Raw genomic sequence first — 13602 nt, 5'->3', positions numbered from 1 at the left:
ATCGGCACACGGATGCCCATCGCCCGGCGGGTCGTCGTCGACGATCCCCCGCCGAAGCCGACCAGCACGCCGGCCGCCCCGGTGCGCATCAGGTGCAGCGCCGGGGTGTAGCCGGCCGCGCCGCCGACGATCACCGGCACGTCGAGCTCGTAGATGAACTCCTTGAGGTTCAGCGGGTCGCCGTTCTGCGAGACGTGCTCGGCCGAGACCGTGGTGCCGCGGATGACGAACATGTCCACGCCGGCCTCGACGACGGTCTGGTAGAACTCCTGGGTCCGCTGGGGGGTCAGCGAGCCGGAGACCACGACGCCGGCCTCGCGGATCTCGGCCAGTCGGGCGGTGATCAGCTCGGCCTTGATCGGCTCGGAGTAGAGCCGCTGCAGCCGCTCGGTGTTCGCCGGCGAGACCTCCTGGGCCTCCAGCTCGGCGATCTCGGCCAGCACCGGCTCCGGGTCCTCGTAGCGGGTCCACAGGCCCTCGAGGTTCAGCACGCCCAGGCCGCCGAGTCGGCCCAGCGCGATGGCGGTGGCCGGCGACATCACCGAGTCCATCGGCGCCCCGATCACCGGCATGTCGAAGTCATAGGCGTCGATCTGCCAGTCGAGGCTCACCTCCTGGGGGCTGCGCGTGCGGCGGTTGGGCACCACGGCGACGTCGTCCAGCGCCCAGCCGCGGACGCCCGACTTCGCCAGGCCGATCGGGATCTCGTTGGTCACGTCTCTGCTCCTCCTCGCCGACCCGGACGGGCGGCATCGTGGTCTGGTCGCGGGCCCGCGACGGGCCCGCCGGCGACGGCGCGCGTCGCCTCAGCGGCTCCAGTCCTCCCGCCGATGGGCGGCGTCCCAGAAGTGGTGCTCGTAGGCGCATCCGCGGCGGAAGGCCGCCCGCATCCGCGCCCGCAGCGGCTCGTCGGCCTCCTCGTAGAGCGACTCGAAGATGCCGCAGGCCTCCTCGACGGCGGCGTCGTACTCCGGGTCGGAGTAGGTCTCCACCCAGCGCCGGTAGGGATGCTCAGTCATGGCCTCGCCGATGGTCTCCACCAGGTGCCGGCCGACCTCGGCGTAGACCCAGAAACAGGGCAGCACGGCGGCGACGGCCACTGCGTGCTCGTCGACGGCGGCGGTGGCCACCAGCCAGGAGGTGTAGCCCAGCGTCGTCGGCGAAGGCACGACCGCGCCGTCGTCGCCGGTCAGCTCCGCGGCGATCGACGCGAACTGACGCGACTCCATCAGCTGGGCCTGCATGGCCTGCTCCTCGGCGATGGTGTCCGACGTCGCCCGCGCCCAGAAGCGCATCTGGTCGCGGTCCCGGGCGCCGGCGGCCAGCAGCGTCATCGCCCGGCCGTAGCCGGCCAGATACGCCGCATCCTGCTGGATGTAGTGCACGAAGGTCGGCGTCGGCAGGGTGCCGTCGGCCAGCTCGGCGAGGAAGTCGAGGCCCGCGATGTCGACGAGCGCCTCGCGCGCGTCCCGCCAGACGGTGCGGCAGTGCCCGCCCACCGACAGGGCGGGCGCGTCCACGTACGACGCCGGCGCGGGCGCCTGCTCGGATGCGGCCATCACGGCCTCTCCTCTCCTCCTGCGCGTATCTGCCTCGTCGGCGGCGCGCACCGCTGCGAGCGCGCCGACGACGGACTCAGCGCTGGTAGTTCGGCGCCTCGACGGTCATGGAGATGTCGTGCGGGTGGGACTCCTTGAGTCCGGCGGGGGTGATCCGCACGAAGCTGCCGTGGGCCTTGAGCTCGTCGACGGTGTGCGCGCCGACGTAGAACATCGTCTGACGCAGGCCGCCGACCAGCTGGTGCAGCACCGCCGAGAGCGGGCCGCGGTAGGGCACGCGCCCCTCGACGCCCTCGGGGATGAGCTCCTCGTCCTCGGGCACGTCGGCCTGGAAGTAGCGGTCCTTGGAGTAGGAGGTGTTCTTCCCGCGGGTCTGCATCGCGCCCATCGACCCCATCCCGCGGTAGGCCTTGAACTGCTTGCCGTTGGAGAAGACCAGGTCGCCCGGGGACTCCGCGGCGCCGGCCAGCAGCGAACCGAGCATCACCGAGTCGGCGCCGGCGACCAGCGCCTTGCCGATGTCGCCGGGGTGCTGCAGCCCGCCGTCGGCGATCAGCGGCACCCCGGCCGGGCGGGCCGCCTTGGCCGACTCGTGGATCGCGGTGATCTGCGGGACCCCGACGCCGGCGACCACGCGGGTGGTGCAGATCGAACCCGGTCCGACGCCGACCTTGATGGCGTCCGCACCGGCGTCGACCAGCGCCTGCGCCCCGCGACGCGTGGCGGCCTGGCCGCCGATGACGTCGACCTCGGCGGCGGCGGGCTCGGCCTTGAGCTTGGCGATCATGTCCAGCACGCCGCGGGTGTGGCCGTTGGCGGTGTCCACGACCAGCGTGTCCACTCCGGCCTCGACCAGGCTCATCGCGCGGTCGAATCCTTCGCCGAAGAAGCCCACGGCCGCACCGACGCGCAGCCGGCCCTCGGCATCCTTGGTGGCCTGCGGATACTTGTCGGCCTTGTCGAAGTCCTTGACGGTGATCAGCCCGGTCAGCCGGCCGGCGTCGTCGACCAGCGGCAGCTTCTCCACGCGGTGCTCGGAGAAGAGCCGGATGACCTCCTCGGAGGCGATGCCGTCGCGCGCGGTGATCAGCGGCTGGGCGGTCATCTTCTCGTAGACCTTCGTGGTCAGGTAATCCTCGGCCGGGACGAAGCGGATGTCGCGGTTGGTGATGATGCCCAGCAGCGTCTTCTCCGCGTCGACCACCGGAAGTCCGGAGACGCGGTAGTGGGCGCAGAGGTCGTCGAGGTCCTTCAGCGTCGCGTCCGGGGTGATGGTCACCGGGTCGGAGATCATCCCCGACTCGGAGCGCTTGACCTTGTCGACCTGCCGGACCTGATCCTCGATGGAGAGGTTGCGGTGCAGGATCCCGATGCCGCCCTGGCGGGCCATCGCGATGGCCATCGGCGCCTCGGTGACGGTGTCCATCGCCGCCGAGACCACCGGAGCACTGATGTCGATGCCGCGGGAGAGCCGCGTGGCGGTGTCGGCCTCCGAGGGGATGACGTCGGTCTCGCCGGGGAGCAGGAGGACGTCGTCGTAGGTCAGCCCCACGAGGGCGAAGGGGTCGTGGGAGTCAGCGGAAGTCTCAGTCACTGGTGCCTCTCAGAGGGAGTCTGGCGGGATCCGGGCCGACCCCGATTCTACTGCCGCGGGGACGCCCGCCGCACACTGTGCCGGTCTCACGCCCGCGCGACGTCCCACAGGACACCCCGCGAACCCTGCCCGGAGCTCGGCGCCGAATCACCCGCCCCGGCACGGACCAGCACGAGGAGCGGCCTTCGCCCGCGGTCGACGGCTTTAGCACTCTGCTTGACCGAGTGCTAAAGCCGTCCTAAAGTCTACCGTGGCACCCACCACCGCGGGGTGCCCGTCGCACCGGGCCGTCACTCGGAGCGACGAGCCTGAAGGGGCGCCATCCGGCACCGCGACGACGGTTGGTCACTCCCAAGGCGCGCAACACACCTCCGAGCCCGTCGCATCCCGGCGTCACCCGGGCGTGCAGGGCCTGACCGCAACCGAGATCGACTTCACGCAAAGGAGAGTACTGACGTGTCAGTCTCCATCAAGCCCCTCGAGGATCGCATTGTTGTCCGCCCCCTGGAAGCTGAGCAGACCACCGCTTCCGGCCTGGTGATCCCGGACACCGCCCAGGAGAAGCCCCAGGAGGGCCAGGTCGTGGCCGTCGGCCCGGGCCGCGTCGACGACAAGGGCAACCGTGTGCCCGTCGACGTCAACGAGGGCGACGTCGTCATCTACTCGAAGTTCGGCGGCACCGAGGTCAAGACCGGCGGCGACGAGTTCCTCGTGCTGAACTCCCGCGACGTCCTGGCCGTCGTCGAGAAGTGATCTCGGGCTCCCCGAGCTCTCTCGACACCCGAACATCGATTCTGTTCTGACTCTCTGTAAGGAGCAGCAAGCACATGGCAAAGCAGCTTGAGTTCGACGATGCCGCCCGGAAGGCACTCGAGGCCGGCATCGACAAGCTCGCCGACACCGTCAAGGTGACGCTGGGCCCCAAGGGCCGCAACGTCGTCCTCGACAAGTCCTGGGGCGCTCCGACCATCACCAACGACGGCGTGACCATCGCCCGCGAAATCGAGGTCGAGGACTCCTACGAGAACCTCGGCGCCCAGCTCGCCAAGGAGGTCGCCACCAAGACCAACGACGTCGCCGGCGACGGCACCACCACTGCGACGGTGCTGGCCCAGGCGCTGGTCAAGGAGGGCCTGCGCAACGTGGCCGCCGGTGCGGCCCCGAGCGAGATCAAGCGCGGCATCGAGGTCGCCGTCGAGGCGGTCACCGAGCGCCTGCGCACCAACGCCCGCGAGGTCTCCGGCCAGCAGGAGGTCTCCTACGTCGGCGCGATCTCCGCGCAGGACGACGAGGTCGGCGAGCTGCTGGCCCGCGCGTTCGACGCGGTCGGCACCGAGGGCGTCATCACCATCGAGGAGTCCTCGACGACGTCGACCGAGCTCGACATCACCGAGGGCATGCAGTTCGACAAGGGTTACCTCTCCCCGCACTTCGTCACCGACGGCGAGCGGCAGGAGGCGGTCCTCGAGGACGCCTACATCCTGATCCACCAGGGCAAGATCTCCAACGTGCAGGAGTTCCTGCCCGTGTTGGAGAAGGTCATGCAGACCAAGAAGCCGCTGTTCATCATCGCCGAGGACGTCGAGGGCGAGGCCCTGTCGACTCTGGTGGTGAACAAGCTCAAGGGCACGCTGAACGTCGCGGCCGTCAAGGCCCCCGGCTTCGGCGACCGCCGCAAGGCCATGCTCGAGGACATCGCGGTGCTCACCGGCGGTCAGGTCATCTCCTCGGAGCTGGGCCTGAAGCTGGACCAGGTCGACCTCGACGCGCTGGGCACCGCCCGCCGCGTCACGGTCACCAAGGACTCCACCACGATCGTCGACGGCGCCGGCTCCGCGGAGGACGTCCAGGCCCGGGCGGCGACCATCAAGGCCCAGGCCGACGCGACCGACTCCGAGTGGGACCGCGAGAAGCTGCAGGAGCGACTGGCCAAGCTGGCCGGCGGCATCGGCGTCATCAAGGTCGGCGCGGCCACCGAGGTGGAGCTCAAGGAGCGCAAGCACCGCATCGAGGACGCCGTGTCCTCCACGCGTGCCGCGCTCGAGGAGGGCATCGTCGCCGGCGGCGGCACCGCGCTGATCAACGCGCTGTCCGCCCTGGACGAGGACCCGACGGTCCAGGCGCTGTCCGACGACGCCGCCGCGGCGGTGGGCATCGTCCGCCGGGCGCTGGTCCAGCCGCTGCGCTGGATCGCGCAGAACGCCGGCGAGGACGGCTTCGTCGTCGCCTCCAAGGTGGCGGACCTGGAGCCGAACCACGGCTTCAACGCCAAGACCGGCGAGTACGGCGACCTCATCGCGGCCGGCGTCATCGACCCGGTCAAGGTGACCCGTTCGGCGCTGCAGAACGCCGCCTCCATCGCGGCGCTGGTGCTGACCACCGAGACGCTGATCGTCGACAAGAAGGACCAGGAGGACGAGGGCTGATCCTCATCCGCTGAATCCTGCCGGTCGACCGGCACAGCACGGGGCCCGGGAGCTGCTGCTCCCGGGCCCCTTCTGGTGCCGAGAGGCTCCCACCCGGCCGCCGCCAGGCTCGGCTCGCCTCGGAGCGGGGCCGCCCCGCCGCCGGGGCTCAACTCATGCGCCGAGTGGTCACCTCTGACGATTCCTTCGCCCCGAGATGGCACCGAAGACGGCGAGAGCCCGTCACACGTGACCACTCGACACCGATCACACCGTCGCCACGAGAACCGCGACGACCTCAGCTCCCGGCGCTGGATTCGCGGACTACGAGACGCGGCTGCACATACTCGACAGACTCTTCAGGCGGCCGCCCGTCGAGGACCGACGACAGCATCTCGGCAGCCCTGCGCCCGATCGAGGTGAACCCGAGGTCCACACTCGTCAGCGGCGTGGGAGCATCGACGATGAGCGGCTTCCAATTGTCGAAGCTGACCAGCGCCACATCGACGGGCACGCGTCGCCCCTCGTCGTGCAAGGCATCCAGGATCCCCCGCGAGATCTGATCGCTGCCGCCCACGATCGCGTCCACGTCCGGACGTTCGGCCAGCAGCGTCTGAGTCGCCGCCCTCCCCCACCGCTCGGTCCATGCTCCGAACTGCGGCGGCGCCACCAGCTCCAGCCCTTCCGCCTCGAGGACTGCACGCACTCCTTCAGCACGCCCCTGCGCAGCCATGTAAGTCTGGTCGCCACTGATGTGGGCGATGCGCCGCCGACCCACCGACAGGAGATGCTCGGCGGCGAGCTCACCTGCTCGACGATTGTCCGTCACCACTGACAGATCCGCCGCATCCTGGGACGGTGCATAGGCGTGGACGACCGGGACCGACACGCGCCCTGCCCACGAAGGACGAGGGTCGGGTCGGGATCCCACGACGATGAGACCGTCCACGTTCCTCCCCATCAAGGCACGCACGTGATGCTGCTCGCGGATGGCATCACCACGCGCGTCACAGAGCAGCACCGAGGTCTGGCCGGCCCCGAACGCATCCTCGGCGCCCATGAGGATGGGCAGGCTGAAACGCCCCTCCAGATCGTCGGTCAGCAGGCCGACCGTCCCGGTCCGCCCCGACAGCATCGCGCGGGCGATGGCATTCGGAGTGAACCCGAGACGTTCGGCGACGTCGCGCACATGATCCCTCGTCGACGCGCTCACCTCACCGGGACGATCGTTGAGCGCCTTCGATGCGGTGCTCATCGACACCTCAGCCACTGTGGCGACGTCACGCAAGGTGACCTTCTTTCGGAGTTTCTCGACTCCGTTCCTCGGCATGAGCCCCTCCTGAGCACGGCTTCCCTCCAGGATAGGCGACAGAGCCTACAAACCCACTCTTGCACGTGATTCAGGTCACTGCTACGTTCTTAGAAACCGATTTCGCGAGATTTCGGACAGAGAGCGACAGGTCCGGCACCGAAACGTTCCACAGAGGCGTCGGGAACCACACCTTCCCCGCTGGGCCGTCGCACACTCGACGAGGAGGCACGGATGAGAAGCTCCACGATGATCCGCACACCTATCGCAGCACTCTCGGCCTCAGCGCTGCTGGGCCTCAGCGCCTGCACCGGAGGAGGGCCAGACGCCGGTTCTGATCAGGGCGACGAGACGGTGACGGTCTGGCATTACTTCACCGAGGACCGCCAAGTACAGGTCCTCGAGGACTACAAGGAGTCGTTCGAGAACGCTCACGACGGCGCCAGCGTGGAGAACGTCTTCGTGCCCTACGACCAGATGAACTCGAAGCTCCTCTCAGGGGCGGGATCGGGCGAGGGCCCCGATGTCGCGATCTTCAACGGGGCCGAGACCGCATCGATCGCGCTGGGAGGAGCCCTCGCTCCGATCGACGAGCAGTGGTCGTCCTATGAGGACGCCGACCAGTTCCCCGAGTCGATCCTGCACACCGTCGACGAGGAGCTGTACTCGGTGCAGGGATACGTCAATCTGCTCGGACTCTGGTACAACGCTGACATTCTCGAGGAGATCGGCGTCCAGCCGCCGACCACCATGGAGGAGCTCGAAGATGCCATGGCCGCCGCGGTCGACGCGGGATACGGCGGGGTCACTCTCACCGGTCTGCCCAACACTCAGGGCGAGTGGCAGGCCTACCCGTTCCTCTCGGAAGCCGGCTTCGACTACGACTCTTCGGAGGAGTCGGCGCTCGCCGAGGCGCTGACTCGAGTCGAGAGCTGGGTCTCCGAAGGTTGGCTGTCTCAGGAGGCGGCCAGCTGGGACCAGACGGTGCCGTTCGACGAGTTCACCGCCGGCGACCAGGCCTTCGCCGTCAACGGCAATTGGCAGCGCGGATCCGTCGCGGAGGATGCCGACTTCGACTACGGTGTCGTGCCGTTGCCGCTCGGCGACACAGGCGGCGTCTACCTCGGCGGCGAAGGAATCGGCATCGGCTCCAACGCCGACGATCCGGAGCTCGCCTGGGAGTATCTGACGTCCACCCACCTGTCGACGGACGGCTCGCTCTCTGCGCTCGAGACCGTCGGGTACCTTCCCGCTCGTCGTGACGCCGCCACCGACGACGCAGTGACGTCCGACGAGATCCTGGCACCGTTCAGCGAGACCGTCGACGAGTACGGTGCGGCGTATCCCTCTGAAGAGATCCCCGCGGAATCGGTCGCCGATGTGCAGCTCGCTGTCGCCCAGGCGTGGAGCGCGACCATCGGCGGACAGAAGGACCCGGAGACCGCCGCTTCTGATGCCTTCTCGACCCTCGAGGGGCTGCTGGAATGACGATAGGCACCACCACACATCGCGGCGCGGCGACGTCTCGCCCCGCGGCGGGGGACGCGAACGGCCGCGGAGGACGTTCTGACACGCCGGCGCAGTCGTCGCGTTCTGATCGCAGGAGACGACGCCCCTCTGGTTCGGCCACCGTGTTCGGCTGGCACAACAGCCGACGCTATCTGGCATTCCTCCTTCCCGGCGCGGTCTTCATGGCGATCTTCGGGGTCTTCCCGCTCGTGCAGCTCGTCTGGATGAGCCTGCATGACGTCACCCAATCCACGCTGAACGCCGCCACGTGGGATTTCGTGGGCCTGCACAACTTCGTGCGCGGTTTCACCGACGGGGAAAGTGCCGTGGCGGTGCTGCGGACACTGGTCGTCGTAGCGGTGGTCACGCTCGGAGGAATGGTCCTGGGGTTCGCCGCCGCCGTCGCGCTGCGCACGCGCGGCAGATGGTCGGGCATCCTGCTGGCGGTGATGGTCTTCGTCTGGGCACTTCCGCCGGTCGTCAACGGCTCGGTCTGGAAGTTCCTCCTGGCGGACGACGGCCTGATCAACACCGTGCTGGCAACCGCCGGAGCTCCGGGCCCGGTGCCGTTCCTGTACGACCCGACCTGGGCGCTGGTCTCGGTGGCGAGCGTCGGAGCGATCGCCGTCGTCCCGTTCAACGCCCTCGTCTTCCGTGCGGCGCTGATGGCCATCAGCCCCGACACCTTCGAGGCCGCCGCGATCGACGGCGCCTCGAAACGGCAGGAGATCCGCCACATCATGATCCCGGCGACCCGCCCGACGGCGGCGGTGCTGCTGGTGCTGACCGTGGTCTACGGCTTCCGCAGCTTCGACTTCATCTACGTGATGACGTCCGGCGGCCCCGGGACCTCCACAGCGACCCTCCCCTTCTTGGGTTACCTGCAGGCCTTCCAACAGTACGACTACGGACTCGGCTCGGCCACGTCCTTCCTGGCGGTGATCGGGGTGTTCGTCCTGGCCGCCATCTACGCCCGCACCATCCGACGTGAGGAGGCCTGACCTTGAACCTGCGCGCCGGCCCCGTCGCCACCGCGATGAAACTCGGCCTCACCCTGCTCTACGGTCTCCCGCTCTTCTGGATCGTTCTGACGTCGTTCAAGCAGTCCTCCGACGTCTTCGCCCCTTCCAAGTCGCTGGTCTTCTCCCCCACGACCCGCGCGTACACGCAGTCACTCGACGCAGCGCTGTTGGAGTCTCTGAAGCAGTCCGTGCTGATCGCCACCGGCGCCACTGCTCTCGTTCTCGCCATCGGCGTGCCGGCAGCCTACGCCCTCGCACGGACCCGCCACTGGTCGGTGACGCTGGGACTCGTCGGACTGATCGTGCTGCAGATGATGCCGCAGACGTCCCAGGTCATCCCGTTGTTCGGCCTGTTCGGGAATTGGGGACTGCTGGACAGCCTGCTCGGTGTCATCATCGCCGACGCCGCACTGCTGACGCCCTTCGCCACTCTGCTGCTGCGTCCGTTCTTCCGTTCCGTCCCGATGTCACTGGAGGAGTCGGGGGCCCTCGACGGTGCGGGGATGCTGCGCACGTTCTGGTCGATCGTTCTGCCGATCGCCCGCAACGGAATGCTCACGGTCGGATCGATCACGTTTCTGCTCGCCTGGGGCGAGTTCCTCTACGCCGTGCGCTTCTTCCTGAGCCCGGGAGGGTATCCGCTCTCTGCACTGCTCTCGCAGCAGGTCTCAGCGTTCGGCGTCGACTGGCCCGGCCTCATGGCCCTGGCCGTGTTGACTTCCATCCCCATCCTGATCATCTTCAGCGCCACGTACCGGCTGTTGCGAGACGGCCTCACCGTCGGAGCGGTGAAATGACCCCGCCTCACCAGCACACCACTCACACGCCACCCATCGACCATCCGCGAGGAGCTCCTTCCATGACGGCAGAAACCCGACAGCCCGCCCGCCCCGAGGCCGTCGCCGGCACCCGCCCGATGACGCCCGTCGCCCCGGCGGTCCCGCGCACCGGCGCGCTGCGCCCGCTGGGCGTGGACGAGGTCCGCCTGGAGGGCGGGTTCTGGGGCTCACGCCAGGAGCTCAACCGCTCGACGACGATCCCCCACGCCGAGCACTGGGTCGAGGAGATGGGCTGGGCGCCGAACTTCGACCGCGCCGCGGCGGGGACGCTGCCCGACGGGCGCCGCGGCACCGAGTTCGCCGACTCCGAGGTCTACAAGCTGCTCGAGGGAATGGCCTGGGAGATCGGCCGCACGGGCGACGAAGCACTCGACGAGCGGCTGCGCCGACTCGCCGCTCGCGTGGCCGCCGCCCAGGAGGACGACGGCTACCTGCACACCGCCTTCGGCCGGGACGGGCAGCCGCCGCGCTGGTCGAACCTCGAGTGGGGCCATGAGCTCTACTGCGTCGGGCACCTGATCCAGGCCGGCGTCGCCCGGCTGCGCACGCACGGGGAGGACCAGCTGGTCCGCGTCGCCGTCGCCGCCGCCGACCATGTCAGCGCGGAGTTCGGCGATCCGACCGACACGCGGATCGGCGGCCACCCGGAGATCGAGACGGCCCTGGCCGAGCTCTCCCGGGCCACGGACGAGCCCCGCTATCTGGAGCTGGCGCGACTCTTCGTCGAGCGCCGCGGCCGCGGCTACCTCGGCGAGATCGGCTTCGGCCCGGAATACTTCCAGGACGATGTCCCCGTCCGCGAGGCCGAGGTGCTGCGCGGCCACGCGGTGCGCGCGCTGTACCTGGCCTCGGGCGCCGTCGACGTCGGCGTCGACACCGGCGACGCCGAGCTCATCGCCGCCGTCGCCCGCCAGATGGGGGCCACTCTGGCCCGGCGGACGTACCTGACCGGCGCCATGGGCTCCCAGCACGACGGAGAGGCCTTCGGCGGGGACTTCATGCTGCCGCCGGACCGCGCCTACGCCGAATCCTGCGCGGGCATCGCCGCGGTGCAGACCAGTCACCGGCTGCTGCTGCACGATGCCGACGCGCGGCATGCCGACGTCGTCGAACGGACCATGTACAACGTGGTCGCCGCCGCCGTCGGCGAGGACGGCGCGAGCTTCTTCTACACCAATCCGCTGCATCAGCGGACTGTGGGCCGCATGCCTGCGCCCGAGGAGGTCAGCCCGCGGGCGGCCTCCAGCGTGCGGGCCCCATGGTTCGCCGTCTCCTGCTGCCCGACGAACCTCATCCGCACGATCGCCTCGCTGGGCAGCCTGCTGGGCGGCGTCGGCGGAGAGGACGGGCACGAGGTCCATCTGCACCAGCTCATGCCGGCGACCGTGCGCACCCGGCTCGACGACGGCGAGACCGTCTCGCTGCAGCTGCGCACCGCCTACCCCGACGACGGCCGGATGACGGTCACCGCGCTCGAGGCACCCGCCGACGGAGCGCCGGTGCGACTGCGTGTGCCGTCCTGGGCGACCGGAGCGCGGCTGGTCGGCCCCGACGGTGAGGCGCGAGCGGTGCCCGCCGGGGAGATGACCGAGCCGATGCGGCTGCGCGCCGGGGAGTCGATGACGCTCGAGCTGCCCGTCGAACCACGGCTAACCCGGGCGGATCCGCGCGTCGACGCGGTCCGCGGCCAGGTCGCCGTCGAGCAGGGCCCTCTGGTGCTGGCGCTGGAGTCGCCGGACCTGGCGGCGGCCGGGCTGGCGGACGACGTCGCCGCCGCCGAGCTGCTGACCGACCGGGCACCCGAGCGCCGCGATGGACGAATCTGGGCGACGGTGCGCACCCGTCCGCTGCCGGAGGCCGCCTGGCCGTACCGCTCGACGGCGGACGAGGACGACGGGGCCGCAGGGGTGGGAGGGTCCGGCGCGACCTCCGGCGAACAGGCCGAGGTCGCGCTGATCCCGTATCACGCCTGGGCCAACCGGGGACCGTCGACCATGCGTGTCTGGATCCCGGAGGCCTGAGCCGGACGCTCCCCCGCTCCCGGCGCCCGGCGCGGGTGTCAGCGCGTCGTCGTCGACTCCCGCTGCGGGTCCGGGTCGCCGGGCCGGGCGCCGTCGGCCCGCCGCTCCCAGAACTCTGCGTTGCGGATGCCCACCTCGCGCGGATCGAACTGCGGGTCGCGACCGGCCTTGAGCTGCTTCCGGTAGTCGCGCAGCGCCTTGAACGCCGGCCCCTGCAGGATCAGGATGCCGACGATGTTCAGCCAGGCCATCAGCCCGACGCCGATGTCGCCGATCGACCAGGCCTGGCCGCCGGCGCCCATCGCACCGTAGAAGACCACGATCAGCACCATCACCTGCAGTGCGGCCAGCGCCGCCCGCTGGAAGGTCTGGCTCTTCACCCGGCGGATCGCATAGGTCAGGTTCGTCTCGGCCATGTAGTAGTAGTAGACGACCGTCGAGAAGGCGAAGAAGGTCAGCGCCACCGCCAGCAGGATCGCCCCGGCGCCCTGCAGCGAGGAGTCGAGCGCGGCCTGGGTGTACTCGACGTCCATGCCCGGCTCGGCCTCGAAGCCCAGCCCGTCGGCGTAGCCGCCGAAGCTCACCAGCGTCTCCGCCTCGCCGAAGACGCGGTACATGCCCGTCGACAGGATCAGGAACGCCGTGGCCGAGCAGACGATCAGCGTGTCGATGTAGACCGCGAAGGCCTGCACCAGCCCCTGCTTGGCCGGGTGGGAGACTTCGGTGGCCGCCGCGGCGTGCGGACCGGTGCCCTGACCGGCCTCGTTGGAATAGATGCCGCGCTGGACGCCGTAGCTGATGGCCACGCCGAGCATGCCGCCGAAGGCCGAGTGCACGCCGAACGCCGAGGAGACGATCAGCCGGACCATGTCCGGGATCTCGGTGACGTTGAACAGCACCACCACGATGGCCACCAGCAGGTAGAACGCCGCCATGACCGGCACGACCCGGGCGGTGAAGGCGGCGATCCGCTTCACACCGCCGATGATGATGGTGCCCAGCACCAGGGCCAGCACGACGCCGACCATCCACTCGTCGATCGCCGGGACCGCGTTGGTGACCGCCGTGGCCATCGTCGAGGTCTGGATGCCCGGCAGGAAGATGCCCAGCGCGACGACCGACGCCATCGCGAAGCACCAGGCGTAGATCTTCAGCGGAATCCGCGCCCAGGTGTGGCGATAGGCACGCTCGAAGTAGAAGGCCGGCCCGCCGCGATACTCGCCGGTGCGCGGGTCACGCTCCTTGTAGATCTGGGCCAGCGTCGACTCGATGAACGAGGTCGCGGCACCGAGCAGCGCCACGACCCACATCCACAGCACCGCGCCGGGACCGCCGACGGCGATG

At 69.6% G+C, this 13602-nt stretch carries 11 protein-coding genes; 6 read left to right on the top strand and 5 right to left on the bottom strand.

Annotated features, from left to right (window positions below):
• From GU5_RS0104935 to guaB, 3 genes are all read right to left on the bottom strand, one after another.
• On the bottom strand, window positions 1-716 hold a 716-nt coding region (locus GU5_RS0104935; RefSeq protein WP_010524469.1), incomplete at its 3' end, for an IMP dehydrogenase.
• Between the two features lie 90 nt (window positions 717-806).
• Window positions 807-1559, bottom strand: a complete 753-nt coding sequence (locus GU5_RS14120; RefSeq protein ID WP_010524468.1) for a TenA family protein — start codon at window positions 1557-1559, stop codon at window positions 807-809.
• A gap of 76 nt (window positions 1560-1635) precedes the next feature.
• Entirely contained in the window at window positions 1636-3153 is a 1518-nt protein-coding gene (guaB, locus tag GU5_RS0104925; protein WP_010524467.1) for an IMP dehydrogenase, read from the bottom strand.
• Between the two features lie 456 nt (window positions 3154-3609).
• Here guaB and groES point away from each other — a divergent pair, with 456 nt between their 5' ends.
• Complete coding sequence (gene groES, locus GU5_RS0104920; protein ID WP_010524466.1) at window positions 3610-3906, top strand: co-chaperone GroES; 297 nt, start codon at window positions 3610-3612, stop codon at window positions 3904-3906.
• Window positions 3907-3980: 74 nt separating this feature from the next.
• Window positions 3981-5579 carry a chaperonin GroEL gene (gene groL, locus GU5_RS0104915; RefSeq protein ID WP_010524465.1) on the top strand — a complete coding sequence of 533 codons (1599 nt, stop codon included), beginning with the start codon at window positions 3981-3983 and terminating at the stop codon, window positions 5577-5579.
• A 277-nt stretch (window positions 5580-5856) separates the two neighbouring features.
• Here groL and GU5_RS0104910 read toward each other — a convergent pair whose 3' ends face one another.
• A complete protein-coding gene (locus GU5_RS0104910) occupies window positions 5857-6888 on the bottom strand; it encodes a LacI family DNA-binding transcriptional regulator (protein ID WP_010524464.1) in 1032 nt (343 codons plus the stop codon).
• Window positions 6889-7101: 213 nt separating this feature from the next.
• On the opposite strand from GU5_RS0104910, the gene GU5_RS14115 reads away from it, so the two are divergent.
• From GU5_RS14115 to GU5_RS0104890, 4 genes are all read left to right on the top strand, one after another.
• A complete protein-coding gene (locus tag GU5_RS14115) occupies window positions 7102-8355 on the top strand; it encodes an extracellular solute-binding protein (RefSeq protein WP_083830314.1) in 1254 nt (417 codons plus the stop codon).
• A 143-nt stretch (window positions 8356-8498) separates the two neighbouring features.
• Window positions 8499-9377 (top strand): carbohydrate ABC transporter permease, encoded by an 879-nt coding sequence (locus tag GU5_RS0104900; RefSeq protein WP_010524462.1) that lies wholly within the window; start codon window positions 8499-8501, stop codon window positions 9375-9377.
• A 2-nt stretch (window positions 9378-9379) separates the two neighbouring features.
• Complete coding sequence (locus GU5_RS0104895; protein WP_010524461.1) at window positions 9380-10195, top strand: carbohydrate ABC transporter permease; 816 nt, start codon at window positions 9380-9382, stop codon at window positions 10193-10195.
• A gap of 62 nt (window positions 10196-10257) precedes the next feature.
• Entirely contained in the window at window positions 10258-12258 is a 2001-nt protein-coding gene (locus GU5_RS0104890; protein ID WP_010524460.1) for a glycoside hydrolase family 127 protein, read from the top strand.
• Window positions 12259-12296: 38 nt separating this feature from the next.
• Here GU5_RS0104890 and GU5_RS14110 read toward each other — a convergent pair.
• Window positions 12297-13602: alanine/glycine:cation symporter family protein (locus GU5_RS14110; RefSeq protein WP_010524459.1), on the bottom strand; the 1306-nt coding region annotated here is incomplete at its 5' end.

The organism is Nesterenkonia sp. F, assembly GCF_000220985.1.
Classification (GTDB): domain Bacteria; phylum Actinomycetota; class Actinomycetes; order Actinomycetales; family Micrococcaceae; genus Nesterenkonia.
Note: the sequence above shows the minus strand (reverse complement) of the source record. Positions and strands in the feature narration are given on the sequence as shown.

What these genes read in the sequence shown, in the direction of transcription:
- groL (WP_010524465.1), top strand. Translation starts at nt 3,981, where the DNA reads ATGGCAAAGCAGCTTGAGTTCGACGATGCCGCCCGGAAGGCACTCGAG.
- GU5_RS14115 (WP_083830314.1), top strand. Translation starts at nt 7,102, where the DNA reads ATGAGAAGCTCCACGATGATCCGCACACCTATCGCAGCACTCTCGGCC.
- GU5_RS0104910 (WP_010524464.1), bottom strand. Translation starts at nt 6,888, where the DNA reads ATGCCGAGGAACGGAGTCGAGAAACTCCGAAAGAAGGTCACCTTGCGT.
- GU5_RS14120 (WP_010524468.1), bottom strand. Translation starts at nt 1,559, where the DNA reads ATGGCCGCATCCGAGCAGGCGCCCGCGCCGGCGTCGTACGTGGACGCG.
- GU5_RS0104890 (WP_010524460.1), top strand. Translation starts at nt 10,258, where the DNA reads ATGACGGCAGAAACCCGACAGCCCGCCCGCCCCGAGGCCGTCGCCGGC.